A 20,061-nucleotide genomic window follows, 5' to 3' on the forward strand; every position below is an offset into this window, starting at 1 on the left:
TCCTATTGAGCCGGATATGCTGAATCTGTACTGTGATGCTGTGCGTCAATGGCTGACTGCACTTCCACGACATCATCAAACCAATGGCGCACGCCATCCACTTCCTGATAATTTTCATGGCCTTTGCCTGCAATGACCACAATATCGCCAGCTTGAGCATTTTGAACGGCAAATTTAATCGCTTCACGGCGGTCATGGATTTCATGCACAAGATGCCTTGAAAAAGCGATGCCATTTTTCATATCGGCAAAAATTTGTGCTGGATTTTCAGTGCGTGGATTATCTGATGTGAGTAAAGCAACATCTGCCCCATCCAAGGCTGCCTGAGTCATCAGTGGACGTTTACCGCGATCACGGTCACCACCACAGCCAAAGACAGCCCATAAATTTTGCCTAACATGACGTTTTAAGGTCTTCAACACTTGCGTTAAAGCATCGGGAGTATGCGCATAATCGACCACAAATAAACGCTCAGCATCACGAATCACCTGCATGCGACCCGGTGCACCTTTTAACTGTGCAACCACGGCAATTAATGCCGCCAAATCAAAGCCTGCCTGTTCAGCGCTGATCAAGCTTGCCAGCAAATTTTCCACATTAAAATGACCCAACAAAGGACTTTGCACGGCAAATTCGCCCTGTGCGGTGATCAATTTAAAATTTGCACCATTCAAACTGTATTGAATATCTTTAACCTGATAATCCGCCGCTTGTGTGGTTGAATAGGTCAAAATTTTCGGCTGTGCAGGATTGGCTTTTGCCGCATCCAGCATGATCTCTGCATAGGCATCATCCAGGTTAATGATCGCCACTTTTAAAGCGGGAAATTTAAATAAGCCTGATTTTGCATCAGCATAGGCTTCAAGCGTACCGTGATAATCCAGATGATCACGACTTAAATTGCTGTAGGCTGCAATTTCAATATCACAGCCATTTAAACGACCTTGCTCCAAACCATGTGAACTGGCTTCAATTGCAGCAAATTCAGCACCTTGTTGTGCATATGCATGCAAAGCACTTTGTAGATTCAAGGCATCCAATGTGGTGTGTGAAGATGCTTCTAGATTCGGTAAAATACCGTTCCCCGTCGTACCCATCACGGCACATTTTCGGCCTTGTAGCATCAACAGTTCAGCCACCAAACGAGAGATCGTGGTTTTTCCATTGGTGCCTGTGACTGCCAGTATCCGTGCTGCCTGTACCGGTGCAGTTGCCTGTAAATATTGTTTTTGCCACTGCCCCATCAAATGACGAACATTGGGCACAACCACACTGTGATCGAGACCTAAATCAACCTCACTGACCACCGCTAAAGCGCCCTTTGCCAAAGCAGAGGCGGCAAACTGCAAGGTTTTTTCAGGTTGCGAAAAACTATTCAGGGCAATAAAAATTTGTCCTGCTTCAACTTTACGACTATCTAAACTCAAACCACCGAATGGCTTGCTCATCCACTCAGTGATTTTCTCAGCAGTGTAGAGATCTTGAAATGTAATGGACATTCATCACCTATTACTGGATTTGGGGAGTATCTAAAGGTTTATCTAAAGGCACATTCATCAGACGTAATGACTCTTGCATCACGCGTGAAAATACAGGTGCAGAGACCGTACCACCGTAGTAACTGCCTGCCGGATTTTCCACTACAACAATCATGGCTAAACGTGGGTCACTGACGGGAGCAACACCGGCAAATAAAGCACGATATTCACTGGTTGAATAGCCTTTGCGGTCAGCACGCAGCTTATGTGCGGTCCCTGTTTTACCTGCAACACGGTAGCCCGGAATCGTGGCACGGGTTGCTGTACCGCCCGGCAAAGTCGCGGTTTCCATCATCAAAAGCACTTGATCAGCAATTTTTGCATCAATAATTTGCTCACCTTTCGGTGGTTGTTCTAATTTGTATAAACTTAAAGGAACCTTGACTCCTTTATTAGCCAGCATGGCATAAGCATCGGCAATTTGTAATACCGTCGCATTTAGACCATAACCATACGCCATGGTTCCCACTTCAGAGACATTCCATTTGCTCGGTGGCAAAATTAAGCCGCCACTTTCACCGGGAAATTTCACGGCTGAACGCTGTCCAAAGCCGACCCGTTTATAGAATGTCGGCAGGGTGGCATAAGGCAAAGACAAGGCCAGTTTCGCAACACCAACGTTAGATGATTTTTGAATGATGCCACCTAAAGTCAACGCGCCATAATTATGGGTATCACGAATAGTATGATTACCAATTCGCATACTGCCCGGTGAAGTATTCACCACTGAGTTTGGCGTGTATTTACCACTTTCTAAGGCCATTGAAACTGTTAGCGGCTTCATGGTTGAACCGGGTTCAAATGAGTCAACAGCACCACGGTTACGCATGGCATCTTTATTGCCTAAACTTTTTTTATCGTTCGGGTTATAAGACGGCCAACTGGTCATGGCGAGAATTTCACCAGTTTTAATATCCACCGCAATCGCAGTCGCTGAACGTGCGTTATTGGCAACACCCGCAGCCGTCAATTCACGGTACATAATATATTGCAGACGTGAATCAATACTTAAGGTGATATTTTCCCCGGCTTCCACTTCTTTAATCACTTCAGGGTCTTTGAAACGATTGCCTTTTTTATCACGAACCACTTGCTGTGCACCATCATGACCTGATAAAGCAGTATTCAGCTGCATTTCAAGACCCTCAATTCCGATCCCTTCACTATTGGTTAAGCCAATAATTTGTGCATTCGGCTGTGGCTGCGGATAATAACGCTTATAGTTTTTCTCGGTATAAACACCTTGGAAGTCACGTTTTGCAATCAATTCCGCTTGCTGAGGTGGAATTTCTTTTTGTAAGACCAAATAACGTGAACGAGGGCGCTCGTTCATTTTCTTTTTCAACTCGGCACGATCAATTCCGACCGCATCGGCAAGTTCATCTAAGTTTAAATTTTTATCGGGTAATTGGCGTTTCAGCTTACGATTATTTGGATCTTTCGCCAGTTCCGCAGTAATTTGCTCAAATTGTTTTTTAGTTTCAAAATAGTCACGCGGATCAATCACCACTTTCATGACAGGCGTACTAATGGCTAAGGGTACACCGTGGCGATCATAAATCACGCCACGCATGGCCTTGACTCTTTCAGTTCTTAAAATATTGGCATTGGCTTTATTTTGCAAAAAGTCTTTATTAATGATCTGCACATAAAATGCACGTCCCACTAAAGCTAAAAAGCAGAGTAAAACCACACTCCACATCAGATAAAAACGCCACATATCGACACTGAGTGTGGTTTTTTCCGTAATAGACTGCTGCTTTTTACGTACTTGCTTATTTCTCTTGTCCACCATATTACCGCTAGCCTTATTTTTTATCTTCTGAAGTCATTGGTAAAGAAATTACAACGGTCTGTGCCACGGGTGGCGAGTACATGCGTAATTGGGTCACTGCGCGTGTCCCAATTTGTGCAGTCGCACCAAAGGTTTGTTGCTCAATCAACAAACGCCCCCACTCGGCATTCAGATCATCTTTTTCTCGGTTAAAAGCACTCAGTTCACGATAATCATGACGATATTCAAAGACTTGAAATACCACCATAATTGCGCTAACAAAAACCAAGACCAATAAAATGATATAACTGATGATTTTTTTCATCGCCAATTTTTCTGCTTTTTTTTCAACAACTTCAGTTTTCATTATTCGCCTTTTAAAGCTAAGCGTTCTGCAACTCTAAGCCATGCACTACGTGAACGAAAATTGGCTTTGATCTCGGCTTCACTGGCACGTACTCGGGAAATTTTCTTTAACCGACGGGTATCTTCCCGTTCTTGTGGCATACCCCAACTGGTATCTTCTGCTAAAGTTGATTCTTTTTGAATAAATTGTTTAATTAAACGATCTTCTAGCGAGTGGAAACTAATGACCGCTAAACGTCCTTCTGTTTTAAGCACATCAACCGCTTGCGGTAAGAACGCTTCAATATCTTCTAATTCTTTATTAATGGCAATACGAATACCCTGAAAAGTTCGTGTTGCCGCATGTTTATTTTTTTCCCATTTCGGATGCGCGACTTTCACAATTTCTGCTAATTGTGCAGTGGTGTCAATATAGCCCGCAGCTTTAATGGCTTTGGCAATACGACGGCTATAACGCTCTTCACCATATTGAAAAATAATATTGGCCAAAGCTTCTTCTTCAATATTGACCAACCATTCAGCCGCAGTCGGACCTTTTGAATTGTCCATCCGCATATCCAGTGGACCATCTTTCATAAAACTAAAACCACGTTCTGCCTGATCCAGCTGTGGCGAAGACACACCTAAATCCGCCATCACGCCATCCACCAAACCAATCCCACGCGCTTCAAGTTCTTGTTTTAAATCGGCAAAACTGGCATGAATAATTTTAAAACGCGGATCTTCTTGCTCCAAAATTGCCGCAGTTTCCAAAGCTTGTGGATCTTTATCAAAACCATAGACACGAGCATTTTCATCTAATTTAGACAGCAATAAACGCGTATGCCCCCCTCGGCCAAACGTACCATCGACATAAATTCCTGTATTTCGATCTGCCAATAAGGCATCAACAGTTTCGTGAAGTAATACAGAAATATGCGACATAAGGGTTCAATCAATACTATGAAAAGTGTAACTGCACATTATTACCTTGTTTTGATAAAGCTCCAAACGTCTTTTTGTAGATAAATATTATTTTCTATAGAGAAAACCGTTTTAACTTTTTGCAATACGCCATAAAAAAAGCCCCCAACAAGGAGGCTTCTAAAATCACACGTCAATCAGTTACTTACGCGTATTATAAATCTGATCAAAAGTTGCACCATTCACAAAGTGAGTTTTTTGCGCTTGTGCCCAACCCCCAAATACTTCATCAATCGTGAATGTTTTTAATGGCGGAAATTGTGCTTTGTATTTTGCCAACACTTCAGCATTACGCGGACGATAGAAATGCTTGGCTGCCATCTCTTGACCTAAGGGTGAATACAAATAATTGATATAACCTTTGGCCAACCATTTATTGCCATTTTTCTCTACGGTCTTGTCCACAATGGCAACTGAAGGTTCCGTTAAAATTGAAATAGATGGGTAGACAATATCAAACTTATTTTTCCCCAAAGTTTTTTGCGTTACTAAGGCTTCATTTTCCCAAGTCAACAACACATCACCAATACCACGCTCAGCAAATGTGGTCATTGAAGCACGTGCCGCCGAGTCCATGACTTTTACGTTACGGTACATTTTGCCGACAAAATCTTTGGCTGTTGCATCCGTACCAGCAGGTTGTTTTAACGCATAGCCCCAAGCCGACAAATACACCCAACGTGGCAATCCGCCTGTTTTTGGATTTGGCGTGATAATTTGTACGCCCGGTTTGGTTAAATCAGACCAGTCTTTAATCTTTTTCGGATTGCCTTTACGCACCATAAAAACGATGGTTGAGGTATAAGGCGCAGAGTTATACGGAAACTCTTTTTGCCAACCCGGCTGAATTTGACCCGATTTTACAATTTCTTCAATATCATTGGCTAAAGCCAAAGTCACGACATCGCCTTTCAAACCATCAACTACTGAACGGGCTTGCTTACCCGAGCCGCCGTGTGACTGTTTGAAATTCACTGTATAACCGGTACGCTGTTTCCAATATGCGCCAAAGGATTGATTAAATTCATCATAAAATTCGCGCGTTGCATCATAAGATACATTTAAAAAATCACGATCTGCTGCTTGAGCAGATGTGGCAGTAAAAGCAATGCCGGTTGCCAACAATGCTGCACTGAATAAAACTTTAAATTGAATTTTCATTACGATACAGACAACTCATCTTGATTGATGCTAAATATATGAAATAAAATCATAAATCGCAATCCATTCAACTTACTGAAAAATCTATCAAATTAGATATTTTATTTTAATTTATTGTTTTAGTTTAGAAAATTAAAAGACAGTTTACTTATTCAATATTTATACCGTTTTATGCACTACATATAATAAAAATGGATAACTATCGCTATCCATTTCCTTAACCCTAATAAAATCAGGTTATTTACCTATTGTCTACTGCTGTAAATCTGATCAAAAATCGCACCATTCACAAAATGGGTTTTCTGCGCTTTTGTCCATCCACCAAATACATCACCGATGGTGAACAGTTTGATTTTTGGAAATTGTGCTGCATATTTTGCCGCAATTTGTGGATTACGTGGACGGAAAAAATGCTGTGCTGCCAAATCCTGTCCTTTAGGTGAATATAAATAATTCAGATAACCTTTGGCTAAATTACGGTTACCATTTTTATCGACCGTTTTATCAACTATGGCCACCGAAGGCTCTGCCAAAATTGAAATTGAAGGATAAACAATCTGGAATTTATCTTTACCCAAACCTTGGGTCGCCAGTAAGGCTTCATTTTCCCAAGACAACAGCACATCGCCTATACCACGTTCAGCAAACGTGGTTAAAGAACCGCGTGCACCTGAATCCAGCACTTTCACATTGCCGTAGAGTTTTGTCACCAATGCTTTTGCTTTGGCATCATTGCCACCCGGCTGTTTTAAAGCATAACCCCAAGCAGAAAGGTAGATCCAGCGTGGTGCTCCCCCCGTTTTTGGATTTGGCGTGATAATTTCTACACCTGATTTGGTTAAATCATTCCAATCTTTAATATTTTTAGGATTACCCTTACGCACTAAAAATACCACCGTTGAGGTATATGGCGCAGAATTATTGGGAAACTGTTTCTGCCAGTTTTTATGGATCAACCCTGCATTGACAATTTCTTCAATATCATTGGCTAAAGCGAGGGTCACTACATCGGCTTGTAAACCATCGATTACCGAACGTGCTTGCTTACCCGAACCGCCATGCGATTGTTTAAAGTCTACGTCTTGCCCTGTCCGTTGTTTCCAAAATGTGCCAAAAGCCTGATTATATTCTTGGTAAAATTCACGGGTCGGGTCATAGGAAACATTCAGAAAATCTTTTCCAGCAAAACTATGTGAAGTCATTCCGCCCAATAAAGCAACAAGAGTCGACACTATTATTTTTTTCATGTTTATAAATCGCTTATTGAAGGTTTTAAGCACTATATAAATCTGAAATAATTTTATCAATCATATGGTTATATCATTTAATTCATTCAAAATCAGTTTTATAGATATCGATTTAAATGCTGATGTATACACTTTTATGACTAAAAATATAACAAATGCCAATCAATCTGCATGACCTGCACAAATCTTCATGTTCTATCCATAGTTTTTTGATACAAAGGCATATATTCAATTGGTTTTCATCATTTTGTAAAAGAGTGTGAGGCAGTTCTACTGTTATATTTTTTTATGTGTTTAAATGATAGTGCTAGAATAAAACAACAATTAGTAAATTCCAGTAGCAAACGGCAGTACTAAAGGGGAAAGTTGAAATGAAATATACACAGTTGATCAAGATATGTAGTTTGAGTCTAAGCTTAGGTCTAATGGCCCAAGTCGGACATACGGCTGCCATTAAAACCACGAATGCAAAGATCACGCTTGCGCCTGAACGCTCGTCATTGATTGAAAAAGCACTCCTGCAACAAAAGCAAGGGAGCAATACTTTACGTGGTGATAACGATTTAAAAATTCTCACTGAAATTAAAGTTGCACCGACACAAAGCTTTTTTGCGTCTCAAAATCAAAAATTTACCCGTTTCGTACAAGCCTTCTTTCCTCAAAGTAGCTCTTAATAGCATCATAAACGTCTTCCCCCTTTAAGACGTTGCAATCAAGCCTAATCATTTCAATGTTGAATTTAACATTAAGTGATTAGGCTTTTTCGTTATAATAGTTTCCATTCACATTCTGAAAATATTGATTATGACTGTTCGTACTCGTATTGCCCCTTCTCCTACAGGCTTCCCACACGTAGGCACTGCATATATTGCTTTATTCAACTTATGTTTTGCCAAGCAACATGGTGGCGAATTTATTCTTCGTATTGAAGATACTGACCAACTTCGCTCAACCCCTGAATCTGAAAAAATGATTTTAGATTCATTGCGTTGGTTAGGTCTCAACTGGTCTGAAGGCCCAGACATTGGCGGGCCACATGCGCCGTATCGCCAGTCTGAACGTATGGGGATTTATAAGCAATACGCGCTGGAATTGGTTGAAAAAGGTCATGCCTTTTACTGCTTCGCAACCAGCGACGAACTGGATCAAATGCGTATCGAGCAACAAGCACGTGGCGAAACACCAAAATACGACGGTCGTGGTTTAAAGTTATCTACTGAAGACGTTCAAAGTCGCCTTGCTGCAGGTGAGCCACACGTAATTCGTATGAAAGTGCCTGAAGAAGGCATTTGTACCGTCAATGACTTGTTGCGTGGTGAAGTGCAAATTCCTTGGGCTCAAGTGGACATGCAAGTGCTGCTTAAAACGGATGGTTTACCTACTTATCACCTTGCCAATGTGGTCGATGACCATTTAATGCAAATTACTCACGTTTTCCGTGGTGAAGAATGGTTACCATCTGCACCGAAGCATCAATTGCTTTATCAATACTTTGGCTGGGAAATGCCAGTACTTGGTCACATGCCATTACTACGTAACCCAGACAAATCTAAATTGTCTAAACGTAAAAACCCAACCTCAATCAACTACTACAAAGACATTGGCGTACTTCCAGAAGCGTTGTTGAACTATTTGGCACGTATGGGTTGGTCAATGCCAGACGAACGTGAAAAATTCACTTTGGCAGAGATGATTGAAAACTTCGACATCCAACGTGTCTCACTGGGTGGACCAATTTTTGATGTGGAAAAACTCAATTGGTTGAATGGTCAATGGATTAAAGCGCTTTCTCCTGCTGAATTGTTAAATACACTTTTAGCGTGGAAAGCAGACCGTAAAATGTTGGAAGACATCGCTGCGGCCATTCAACCGCGTATCAACTTATTGTCTGAAGCAGTCAATTGGGCTGGATTCTACTTCAATCAATTCCCACAAGTGTCTAAAGAGCAGTTTGAAAGCAAGAAACTGTCTGAAGAACAAGTTCGTCAAAGCTTACAATTCGCAATTTGGCGCTTAGAAAGCTTATTTACTTGGAATAATGACACCGTTAGCCAAACCCTGATGGATTTAGCCAGCCAAATGGAAATTAAGCTACGCGATTTCATGCCAACGTTCTTTATTGCCATTGCGGGTTCGACCAGTTCAACCCCTGTGATGCAGTCGATGGTCACCCTTGGCCCAGATTTAACCTTTGCTCGTTTACGCCATGCACTGGAAATTGTCGGTGGTCCGAGCAAAAAAGAAACGAAAGTGTGGGAAAAACTCAATGAAAGCTTAAAATTGCTGAAAAATGATGCAGTTGATGCGGTATAATTGATTTTATAGTTGACGTATGAGCGCAATGCCCCTAATATTGCGCTCACACAGACTGGGGGTTATAGCTCAGTTGGTAGAGCGCTACAATGGCATTGTAGAGGTCAGGAGTTCGATCCTCCTTGACTCCACCATCTCATGTTTTACCTGTGTTGCCTCGATAAGTCCCTATCGTCTAGAGGCCTAGGACATCGCCCTTTCACGGCGGTAACCGGGGTTCGAATCCCCGTAGGGACGCCAAATTCAAAAAAGCCACTGACCTATTCAGTGGCTTTTTTATTCTCTGTACACTCTATAAATTGATCTAGTCGCAGAAAAATGGATTCACTGACCTCATTTTATTCTGCCGCCCAATTACTTACGAGACACCGCCAAGCTACAAATATACAGCGTGATCGTGATCAATAAGCCAAAAATGCCACCGATATAAGTTCCTAGCAAAATAAAATAAAAGCAATCCATCACATCGCAATCATCTAATTTTTCAATTTAAAGCACCATTCTAGTACATATTTTAATCATGCAATATAGATCAACAGGACTGCTCAAATGAAGCACGCTGCGATATCCGTTCCGTTCATACTGTACTGATGCCAAGTATCTTTTTGCTTTCTGCGACATTACGATTAAAATAAAGCATAGATTAAAATTGTGGAGTTGTAATGCAATACCGTTGCCCAAAATGCCAAAGCCCTAAAATCATACCTGTTGCACAAGCTGGCGGGCCAACGACTCGACCTGTCGTTCCTAAAAGCTTAGTCTTTTTAATCTCTGCTATTTTCATTTTATTGCTATTGGTGTTAATTAGTATTGCCATGTGGATTTTTGCTGATGGTGCAGGAACCACCTTGCAAGTTGCAACAGTGGTTATATTTGTATTGTGCTTAATTTTGGGCTTCCTGTTTTATCGTGATTTGCCCGATTTTAAAATTTCCATGCAAGGTTTTATGCAGTCACAAAAAAAATGGAAATGTCGTGAATGTGATCACGAATGGGAAATTTAACCTAAAGCTATTTTCACATCAGCCCCATGTTCAACCTAGGTGCTGATGTGAATGCCCGTCATGATCATGTAAATGTTCCTTGTGATCCAAATTGGGCTGACAATGTGACTGTGCAAGGCATTCATCATTTTCAATCTGGAGTGTCATTTCAGTGATGCCATGCTCATGGCTTAATATTTCCAATGCTTCACGATATAAAGCATTATGATCGGCCTGTGGTGCATACAAATGTACGGTCAAATGCACATTCTTTGAGGTAATTGCCCAGACTTTGAGTTGATGAATACTTTCCACATCCTTTAAGTTCAAAAGATCATTGCGCAATTTTTCAATATCAATTTCTTCAGGCACACCTTCAAGCAAAATATTGATACTTTGTTTGAGCAAAATCCACGTTCTTGGCAACACCCAAAAACCAATCAGTACCGCAATTAAAGTATCCACCCACATCCAGTGGGTAAAATAAATCAGCACGGCACCCATAATTACCCCAACCGAACCCAATGCATCACTTAGAACCTCTAGATAGGCTCCTTTAACATTCAAGCTATCTTTGGAACTGGAAAATAAAATACGCATTGAAATCAGGTTAATCACCAAGCCAATCGCGGCCACAATCATCATGCCTAAGCTTTGGATTTCAGGCGGATGTGAAAAGCGCTGATAAGCTTCATATAAAATATACATCGCCACAACAAACAGCATAGAGGCATTAAATAGCGCTGCAAGAATCTCGAAACGCTGATAACCAAAGGTTCGTTTATCATCCGCGGGAAGTTTGCCAATTTTAATCGCCACCAAAGCAATCGCCAAAGCTGCTGCATCCGTAAACATATGTGCAGCATCAGACAGCAATGCCAAACTTTGAGTAATAAAGCCAGCAATCACTTCAATCACTAAAAATGAGGTGGTTAATATCAATGCAAAAGTGAGTTTTTTTGCATTGTCTTCAGTCACAACTGCATGACTATGATCATGTCCATGATGGCTATTCATTGCGCCCCCTCTTATTGTTTGATTGATTTTTTAAAAATTTCAACTCATTAACTCTTAAATCAATATTGATAATCATTATTATTATCAATTAAGATTATTTCTCGATATACTTGCTTGCATTTAATTCAATTATCCCATGAAACCGCACAAGAAATATTCAGGAAGCTACTGATGAAAAAATATTTAGTTTTGGCTTTACTCGCCTGCTCGTATAGCCAAGCACATGAACCTTATATTGCACCTTTAAGTTACCTGACTGCAAATACACAAATTTCGATGCTCAGTGGCTACGCAGAAGAAGCCTTAAATGCAGAATATGCCTTGAAAGATGTTCAGTTTAGCGTCATTCAACCCAACCAGACGCAACTCAGTATTCAGACGCAAAGTCAGTTGGAGTCGGTGACCACATTCGATCTCAAATTACCACAACAAGGTACTTACACGGTTTATGGCAAAACGTCTTATCCAATTCAATATGTGCAACACAATAAACAATGGAAAATTTTTGCAGATGTCGCCGCGGATAAAGTCCCAGCACTGAGTGAACGTGACTATGTGATTCCAAGTGACTTTAAAGGGAAAGCACCAAAGAAAGTCGACACTATTCGCGAGTGGAGCATTCAAAGTTATGTCAGTAAAGCAACCACGTCACCAATTGCAGCAACGCCAGCGCCCATTCAAGTGACCTTTCAAACTCACCCGAATGAAATTGTGGCTGGGCAACCTGTTCAGCTTCAACTAAGCAAAGCAGGTAAAACACTTGCCCATGCAGAAGTACTGATTCGTGCTCAAGGAACGACCGACAAACAGGCTCAAACGGTGACTGTCAATCCCAATGGAACAGCGACACTTACTTTCCCACATGCAGGGAGCTATTTGCTGGAAGTCAGTGAAAAAATGGAAAATAAAACTACACCTCAAAACCAGTATTACACCATTATCAGCTTAGGGGTTAAAACGCCTGCTGCTTAATATGTAAAAACAAACCATAAATCCCCTACAAAAAAAACCAGCCCGTAGGCTGGTTTTTTAATCACACAAAAATAAGCAATTAAACGCCGATTTTTTTGTATTTAGCACGCTTTTGTACAGCAGAATCACCTAAACGTGACTGACGGTATGCTTCATATTCAGCATAGTTACCCGCGTAGAATTCAGGTTGATCATTTTCAAACGATAAGATATGCGTTGCAATACGGTCTAGGAACCAACGGTCATGCGATACCACCATTACCGTACCAGGGAAGACCAGAATGGCATCCTCAAGTGCACGTAAAGTTTCGATATCCAAGTCGTTCGATGGCTCATCCAGTAAGATCACGTTTGCGCCCATTTGCAGGATTTTCGCAAGTTGCAAACGATTACGCTCACCACCTGACAATTCACCCACACGCTTTTGCTGATCTTGACCTTTAAAGTTAAAACGACCGATATAGGCACGCGATGCGATTTCGTAATCACCAATACGTAAGATATCTAAACCGCCAGAAATTTCTTCCCAAACCGTTTTCTTATCATCTAAGGTGTCACGCAACTGACCCACATAAGCCACTTTAACCGACTCACCCAATGTGACAGTACCGGTATCTGGTTGTTGTTCGCCGGTCATCATACGGAATAGTGTGGTTTTACCCGCACCATTCGGCCCGACAATACCCACAATCGCTGTTGGTGGAACAGAAAAAGTTAAGTTTTCATACAATAAGCGACCATCAAACGATTTACTGATCCCTTCAACATCGACCACCTTGTTGCCCAAACGTGGACCAGGTGGAATATAGATTTCTGAAGTTTCATTACGTTGTTGGAATTCTTTAGAGTTAAGCTCTTCAAAACGTTCCATACGCGCTTTGTTTTTCTTTTGCTGACCTTTGGCATTAGAACGAACCCATTCAAGTTCTTTCTTCAATGCTTTAGCAAAAGATTCTTCCTGTTTATTTTCTTGCTCTAAACGGGCATTTTTCTGTTCCAACCAATTGGTATAGTTACCTTGGTAAGGAATACCCATGCCACGGTCAAGCTCAAGAATCCACTCGGCCACGTTATCCAAGAAATAACGGTCATGCGTAATTGCCACGATTGTACCGGCAAAGTCTTTCAAGAAACGTTCTAACCAAGTGACAGATTCTGCATCCAAATGGTTCGTCGGTTCATCCAGAAGCAACATGTCTGGCTTAGACAAAAGCAAACGACACAATGCAACACGGCGACGTTCACCACCTGAAAGCAAGTTTACATCTGCATCCCAAGCAGGAAGGTTCAATGCCGCAGCAGCTTGATCCATTTGGTTGCTTAAGTTATGTGCATCCCAAGCATGAATGATCGACTCTAATTTTTCTTGCTCTTTCGCAAGCGCATCAAAGTCAGCATCTTCAGCAGCATATTCGGCAAATACTTCGTCCAAACGTGCCAAGGCATCAAGCGGTTCACGTAAACCATCTTCCACGTTACCACGAACGTCTTTATTTGGATCTAATGGTGGTTCTTGCTCAAGATAGCCGATTTTAATACCCGGTTGAGCACGTGCTTCACCTGAGAAATCTTTATCTACGCCAGCCATAATACGAAGCAAGGTAGATTTACCTGCACCGTTTAAACCAAGTACACCAATTTTGGCACCTGGGAAAAATGATAAAGAGATGTCTTTTAAGATTTCGCGCTTAGGCGGAACCATCTTCGACACACGGTTCATCGTGTAAATATATTGGGCCACGTAGGACTCCTCTATAGAAAAAGCAACATTCGCACAAGCTGAATCACCTTATGCGAACAAATATTCGGGGCATTATACGATGAAAGCAGCGAAAAAATAAGGCATAGCACACATCTTCAATAGAATGTTACAACTCAGTGCATGTCGATTTTTTAAACACATTAATCCTTGTTTATTTTTTCAGCTTAAATTGAAAAAACAGTATTGATATAAGCATTTAAGATAACATTTTCATTTAAATAGCACTTTAATTCATATATAGGAATGCTAAACTCGAGCAATATTTAACTCACGAAGATGATGTACACATGACCTATAAAGATGAAACTCTTGCCATTCATGCAGGCTATAGCCCTGAAGCCACCACTAAAGCAGTGGCAGTGCCTATTTATCAAACCACATCTTATGCCTTTGACAATACACAACATGGGGCCGATTTATTTGATTTAAAGGTTCAAGGCAATATCTATACCCGTATTATGAACCCGACCACCGCTGTTTTAGAGCAACGTCTGGCGGCACTTGAAGGCGGTATTGGGGCTTTAGCTTTAGCATCAGGCATGGCAGCTATTACTTATTCGATTCAGACCATTGCTGAAGCGGGTGACAATATTGCTTCTGTTTCCACCCTTTATGGCGGTACATATAACTTATTCGCGCATACTTTACCTAAGCAAGGCATTGAAGTACGTTTCTTTGACTATCAAGATCCTGAAGCGCTACGTGGCTTAATTGATGATAAAACCAAACTGGTCTTTGTCGAATCGATTGGTAATCCACTGGGTAATATTATTGATTTAGAAGCCATTGCAAAAATTGCCCATGAGTATGGCGTACCAGTAATTGTCGACAATACCGTTGCAACACCTGCCCTACTGAAACCTTTTGAACATGGGGCTGACATTGTGGTGCATTCACTGACCAAATATATTGGCGGTCATGGCAACTCGATTGGCGGTGCCATTGTCGATAGTGGCAAGTTCCCGTGGGGCAAATATCCTGAGCGTTTTAAAGTGCTGAATACCCCCGATCCAAGCTACCACGGCGTAAACTACGTTGAGGCCTTAGGTGAAGCGGCTTATATCGCACGCGCCCGTGTGGTGCCATTACGCAATACCGGTGCAGCGATTAGCCCACTCAGTGTATTTTTAATCCTGCAAGGTTTAGAAACGTTGAATTTGCGCATGGAACGTCACACTGAAAATGCGCAGAAAGTGGCTGAATATTTACAGCAACACCCTAAAGTACAATGGGTCAATTATGCGGGTCTAAAAGACCATCCACAGCATGCTTTGGCGCAAAAGTATGTCAAAGGCAAACCCTCTGCCATTTTATCTTTTGGGGTACAAGACGGTTTAGAAGGCGGTACACGTTTTATTGATGCCCTGCAACTGTTTACACGTTTGGTCAATATTGGCGATGCTAAAAGTTTGGCTTGCCACCCAGCCACCACCACTCATCGTCAATTAAATGAAGCTGAATTGAAATCCGCAGGTGTCAGTATTGATATGGTGCGCTTATCAGTAGGGATTGAACATATTGATGATTTGATTGCCGATTTAGCACAAGCATTGGCACACGTTTAATACTTCTTATTGCTACATATTTTGAACCTTCTTTCTTAACGGAAGAAGGTTTTTTAGCCTTTGATTTTCTGATTATTTATCTTTAATTGAGTTTATCTTCTTCACCAATCAGAATGTCTATGTAATAATCTAACCCAATTACAAAGCGAACAACAATAGAGCAATTACTCTAATTATATTTATAAATTCAACAACTTATTTATGGATTTTTTTTAAACATTGGTTATTATATGCCACATGAGGACAGCTCAATTCCCCAGTATTTGAGCCCAATAATCGACTATAAAAAACATAATATAGAAGTTTATTCTATACAAATAAGGAAACTACAGCGTGAATTCAAAACTAGAGAAACAGTTCCAAAATAAAGTGAAGGGTAAAGTTGTTTTAATCACGGGTGCATCCAGTGGTATCGGCTTAACTGCGGCACATAAACTTGCCGATGCAGGTGCACATGTTTTATTGGTCGCACGTACCAAAGACACATTAGACGAAGTCAAAGCAGAAATTGAAGCTAAAGGTGGAAAGGCATCCGTTTTTCCATGTGACTTAAATAACATGCAATCGATTGATGACGTATCTCAGCAAATTTTAGCTTCTGTCGATCATATTGATATTCTGATTAATAATGCAGGACGCTCAATTCGTCGTGCGGTGCATGAATCATCTGATCGTTTCCATGATTTTGAACGCACCATGCAGCTTAACTACTTCGGTGCAATCCGTTTGGTAATGAACATCCTGCCACAAATGATGGATCGTCGTGATGGTCATATCATCAACATCAGCTCGATTGGTGTACTGGCGAATGCAACGCGTTTCTCGGCTTATGTTGCTTCTAAAGCTGCACTAGATGCATTCAGCCGTTGCCTATCTGCTGAAGTTCACTCACATAAAATTGCCATTACTTCGGTTTATATGCCATTGGTACGCACACCAATGATTGCACCGACTAAAATTTATAAGTACGTACCAACGTTATCGCCAGAACAAGCGGCTGACTTAATTGCCTATGCAATTGTCAAACGTCCGAAGAAAGTGGCGACCAACTTAGGCCGCTTAGCCTCTATCACTTATTCAGTAGCACCAGATATCAATAATAAATTGATGTCGATTGGTTATAACCTATTCCCAAGCTCTTCAGCTTCAGTGGGTGAACCACAAAAACTCAATTGGGTGCAAAAAGCATATGCACGTCTATTCCCAGGCGAACATTGGTAAAATTGCGATAAATGAAAGCCAGTCATAAGACTGGCTTTTTTTATGTTATAAACAGCAACCCTTTTTTGTTTTAGATTTTTATGCGCATTGCTGCTGTTATGTTCCAATTGGCATGTTTTGCTTTTGCCCTGTTTCTCGGCTACCAAATTGCCAGTTCTATTGATCAACAAAATTATGAATTGATGGAAATCGTCAGTAATGTCGGCACGATTCTCATCTGTATCGATTTAGGCATATTTTTACATTTTAACAAGTCGATTGCAGCACTTAAAAGTAAAGCCACCTCTCAACAGTCTCCTGTGCAAGTCTCAACATTAGAACAAATCACCCGCAAGCTGGGTCATTTGGGCATTATGCTGATTATTTGTAGCTGGATCGTGCCAAAACTCGCATAAAAAAACCTCCCGATTGGGTAATGCTGATCAGTTAAGGAGTTTGGTAATAGATTCTTTAACTTTTTAGTTCTTCACAACGGAGTCTTATATTTTTAAATCAAATACTTGGAGCTCATCTATTACTTTGGATAAGCCCAAAGTAATCAAAGGCATTGTCATCCGCAAAACTCGTGAAATACCTTTTATTGATCAATTAATCGCAGAAACCTTACTTTTTTAAAATAGTTTTGCCTCGAACAGTTGCGGATGACGTTTCCGTGTATCGAATAACATCATGAATTTAAAAAATAAAATGCCAGTCAATTTCTTAACTGACTGGCATTATCCCGATTGGGAGGTTTTTTTAGCGTTTAAAGATTACTTAGAACCTTTAATCCCTGCTTGTAATAACAATGCACCTAACCCACCAATTTTTTGCTCTTGAGGTTTCGCGGCTTGAGCTTTCTTCGCTTGTGCGTGATCACCTTGAGGACGTGCAGTTTGCGGACGTTTAGCCTGTGGCTTACGCTCACCACGTGGTTCATTTTGACCATTTTGCTCACGGCGTGGTTGACGCTGTGCTTTGACTGGTGCTTCTGAACCTTCAGGACGCATCGACAAATTCACGCGATTACGCTCAGCATCAACTTGTAAGACACGAACTTGCACGATTTGACCCGGTTTCACGACTTTATGTGGGTCTGCAACAAATTCATTTGCCAGTTCAGAAATATGCACTAAACCATCTTGGTGTACACCGACATCGACAAAAGCACCAAAGTTAGTCACATTGGTAATCACACCTTCAAGCTGTAAGCCTTCAGTCAATTGTGATACTTCAGTAATGTCTTCACGGAATTTTGCTGTACGGAATTCTGGACGAGGATCACGACCCGGTTTATCCAGCTCGCTAAGTACATCTTGAATCGTTGGAAGACCAAATTTTTCATCGGCAAAATCTTCTGCATTCACTTGGCGAATGATTTCAGAATTACCAATGATATCTTTCACGGTGGTCGCTTTGGCTGCAACAATTTTGCTCACCAAAGCATAACTTTCAGGGTGAACGGCTGAAGCATCAAGCGGTTCCGAACCTTCTTGAATGCGCAAGAAACCTGCCGCTTGCTCAAAAGTACGTTCGCCTAAACGCGGTACATTTTTCAATGCTTGACGGTTGTCAAAACGACCATTGTCTTTACGGTATTCTACAATTTGCTGTGCAATTGCTTTATTTAAGCCCGCGATATAACCCAAAATTGCAGCGGATGCTGTATTGACATCAACACCGACAGAGTTCACACAGTCTTCAACCACTGCTTCAAGCGTTTTTGCGAGTCCTGCTTGGTTCACGTCATGTTGATATTGACCTACACCAATTGATTTCGGATCAATTTTCACCAGCTCAGCAAGCGGATCTTGTAAACGACGGGCAATCGATACTGCACCACGAATAGAAACGTCTAACTCAGGCAGTTCAGCAGATGCCAATTCAGATGCTGAATAAACTGACGCCCCTGCTTCACTCACAGAAACACGCGTCAATTTCAAATCTGGATTTTGTGTCATCATTTCTGCAACCACCGCTTCTGTTTCACGGCTTGCAGTGCCATTACCAATGGCAATTAAATCAACATCAAACTCACGGCACAAACGCGCAAGTTCAGCAATTGAACCCGCTTTGTCTTCTTTCGGTGCAAATGGGTAAACTGTGCTATGCGCAACCACATCACCCGATGCATTGACTACAGCCAATTTCACGCCAGTACGAATACCCGGGTCTACACCTAAGGTACAACGAGAACCCGCTGGTGCTGAAAGCAATAAATGACGTAAATTTTCAGCAAACACATCCATCGCCTCAGCTTCAGCGATCAAACGTTTTTCGGTTAACAATGAATGTTCGATTTGTGGACGAATTTTACCTAACCAAAACAACTTAGCGGTTTGTTTTAAGTAGTCTGCACGCGCTTGCGGTTGAACTGAATCAAGATGATATTCAGTTTCAATCCGGCTGAGTGGTGCATCATTTTCACCATCTACTTTTAAGTTCAATACATTTTCTTGACGACCACGTAACATCGCCAATAAACGATGTGATGGCACTTTACTAAAGTTTTCAGAAAAATCGAAGTAATCACGGAATTTTTTACCGACTTCTTTTTTCTCATCACTTGCAACTGCACTTTTTAAAACAGCGGTTTTAGCAAAAGTGGCTTTAAGTTCTGTGGTTAAAGCAATGTTCTGCGCCCAGTCATCAATTAAAATATGCTGAATCGCATCCAGCTGGCTTTCAACATCAGGATAATCTTCATGACTAAAACCGGCCAAAGCTTCAGTTGGATCGACTTGCTCTGCAAAGATTTTTGCCGCAATCGGTGCTAAACCTGCTTCTTTGGCTTTAAATGATTTACTGGTACGTTTTGGACGATACGGTGCATACAGTTCTTCTAAAACATTCTTTGTTTCAGCAGCATTTACACGCGTTAATAAATCATCTGACAATTTATTTTGTTCTTTCAGAGATTCAATAACTTTTTCTCGGCGTTCAAATAAATCGCGCAAATACGATAAACGCGTGTCGAGTTGGCGTAACTGCGTATCGTCTAAGCCCTGAGTTACCTCTTTACGGTAACGTGCAATAAAAGGAACGCTTGCACCTTCATCAATCAGCTTGATGGCAGCTTCTACTTGATTTGGACGTACGGCAATTTCTTTTGCTAACTGCTGAACTAAGTCAGTCATCGTGTTTGATCCCACAAGGATAAGTACTAAATGGCATGATTATAAAGACCAAGACCATAAAAT

16 protein-coding genes and 2 tRNA genes are annotated in these 20,061 nt (G+C 41.2%); 9 read left to right on the forward strand and 9 right to left on the reverse strand.

Features of this window, described 5'->3' with window-relative positions:
• Positions 1-2: 2 nt before the first annotated feature.
• From F994_RS11305 to F994_RS11330, 6 genes are all read right to left on the reverse strand, one after another.
• Positions 3-1,499 (reverse strand): UDP-N-acetylmuramoyl-L-alanyl-D-glutamate--2,6-diaminopimelate ligase, encoded by a 1,497-nt coding sequence (locus F994_RS11305; protein WP_004650609.1) that lies wholly within the window; start codon positions 1,497-1,499, stop codon positions 3-5.
• Between the two features lie 10 nt (positions 1,500-1,509).
• Positions 1,510-3,333 carry a penicillin-binding protein PBP3 gene (gene ftsI, locus F994_RS11310; RefSeq protein ID WP_004650610.1) on the reverse strand — a complete coding sequence of 608 codons (1,824 nt, stop codon included), beginning with the start codon at positions 3,331-3,333 and terminating at the stop codon, positions 1,510-1,512.
• Positions 3,334-3,346: 13 nt separating this feature from the next.
• Positions 3,347-3,637, reverse strand: coding sequence for a cell division protein FtsL (gene ftsL / locus F994_RS11315; RefSeq protein ID WP_407079022.1), 291 nt, complete (start codon positions 3,635-3,637; stop codon positions 3,347-3,349).
• A 41-nt stretch (positions 3,638-3,678) separates the two neighbouring features.
• Entirely contained in the window at positions 3,679-4,602 is a 924-nt protein-coding gene (gene rsmH, locus F994_RS11320; RefSeq protein ID WP_004650612.1) for a 16S rRNA (cytosine(1402)-N(4))-methyltransferase RsmH, read from the reverse strand.
• 180 nt (positions 4,603-4,782) lie between these two features.
• Entirely contained in the window at positions 4,783-5,802 is a 1,020-nt protein-coding gene (locus F994_RS11325; protein ID WP_004650613.1) for a sulfate ABC transporter substrate-binding protein, read from the reverse strand.
• Between the two features lie 245 nt (positions 5,803-6,047).
• Entirely contained in the window at positions 6,048-7,049 is a 1,002-nt protein-coding gene (locus F994_RS11330) for a sulfate ABC transporter substrate-binding protein (protein WP_004650614.1), read from the reverse strand.
• A gap of 371 nt (positions 7,050-7,420) precedes the next feature.
• Here F994_RS11330 and F994_RS11335 point away from each other — a divergent pair, with 371 nt between their 5' ends.
• The 5 genes from F994_RS11335 to F994_RS11355 all read left to right on the forward strand — a co-directional run bounded on the left by F994_RS11335 (position 7,421) and on the right by F994_RS11355 (position 10,366).
• Positions 7,421-7,723 carry a hypothetical protein gene (locus tag F994_RS11335; RefSeq protein WP_004650615.1) on the forward strand — a complete coding sequence of 101 codons (303 nt, stop codon included), beginning with the start codon at positions 7,421-7,423 and terminating at the stop codon, positions 7,721-7,723.
• A 130-nt stretch (positions 7,724-7,853) separates the two neighbouring features.
• Positions 7,854-9,362 (forward strand): glutamate--tRNA ligase, encoded by a 1,509-nt coding sequence (gltX, locus tag F994_RS11340; RefSeq protein WP_004650616.1) that lies wholly within the window; start codon positions 7,854-7,856, stop codon positions 9,360-9,362.
• A gap of 58 nt (positions 9,363-9,420) precedes the next feature.
• Positions 9,421-9,496: transfer RNA gene (locus F994_RS11345), tRNA-Ala, on the forward strand.
• Positions 9,497-9,526: 30 nt separating this feature from the next.
• A tRNA-Glu gene (locus F994_RS11350) sits at positions 9,527-9,602 on the forward strand.
• Positions 9,603-10,024: 422 nt separating this feature from the next.
• Entirely contained in the window at positions 10,025-10,366 is a 342-nt protein-coding gene (locus F994_RS11355) for a hypothetical protein (protein WP_004650617.1), read from the forward strand.
• Between the two features lie 30 nt (positions 10,367-10,396).
• On the opposite strand, the gene F994_RS11360 is transcribed toward F994_RS11355, so the two are convergent.
• Positions 10,397-11,362: a cation diffusion facilitator family transporter gene (locus F994_RS11360; RefSeq protein ID WP_004650619.1), complete on the reverse strand. Its 966-nt coding sequence runs from the start codon at positions 11,360-11,362 to the stop codon at positions 10,397-10,399.
• Positions 11,363-11,533: 171 nt separating this feature from the next.
• Here F994_RS11360 and F994_RS11365 point away from each other — a divergent pair, with 171 nt between their 5' ends.
• A complete protein-coding gene (locus F994_RS11365; protein ID WP_004650620.1) occupies positions 11,534-12,334 on the forward strand; it encodes a DUF4198 domain-containing protein in 801 nt (266 codons plus the stop codon).
• Positions 12,335-12,413: 79 nt separating this feature from the next.
• Here the strand turns inward: F994_RS11365 and ettA are convergent, their stop codons facing one another.
• Complete coding sequence (gene ettA / locus F994_RS11370; RefSeq protein WP_004650621.1) at positions 12,414-14,075, reverse strand: energy-dependent translational throttle protein EttA; 1,662 nt, start codon at positions 14,073-14,075, stop codon at positions 12,414-12,416.
• 308 nt (positions 14,076-14,383) lie between these two features.
• Here ettA and F994_RS11375 point away from each other — a divergent pair, with 308 nt between their 5' ends.
• From F994_RS11375 to F994_RS11385, 3 genes are all read left to right on the forward strand, one after another.
• Positions 14,384-15,661 carry an O-acetylhomoserine aminocarboxypropyltransferase/cysteine synthase family protein gene (locus tag F994_RS11375; RefSeq protein ID WP_004650622.1) on the forward strand — a complete coding sequence of 426 codons (1,278 nt, stop codon included), beginning with the start codon at positions 14,384-14,386 and terminating at the stop codon, positions 15,659-15,661.
• A gap of 333 nt (positions 15,662-15,994) precedes the next feature.
• Entirely contained in the window at positions 15,995-16,882 is an 888-nt protein-coding gene (locus F994_RS11380; RefSeq protein ID WP_004650623.1) for an SDR family NAD(P)-dependent oxidoreductase, read from the forward strand.
• A gap of 80 nt (positions 16,883-16,962) precedes the next feature.
• On the forward strand, positions 16,963-17,277 hold the full coding sequence (locus tag F994_RS11385; protein ID WP_004650624.1) for a hypothetical protein: 315 nt from the start codon (positions 16,963-16,965) through the stop codon (positions 17,275-17,277).
• Positions 17,278-17,634: 357 nt separating this feature from the next.
• Here F994_RS11385 and F994_RS11390 read toward each other — a convergent pair whose 3' ends face one another.
• Positions 17,635-19,998, reverse strand: a complete 2,364-nt coding sequence (locus F994_RS11390; protein ID WP_004650625.1) for a Tex family protein — start codon at positions 19,996-19,998, stop codon at positions 17,635-17,637.
• Positions 19,999-20,061 lie beyond the last annotated feature (63 nt).

It is taken from the genome of Acinetobacter bohemicus ANC 3994, assembly GCF_000367925.1.
Classification (GTDB): domain Bacteria; phylum Pseudomonadota; class Gammaproteobacteria; order Pseudomonadales; family Moraxellaceae; genus Acinetobacter; species Acinetobacter bohemicus.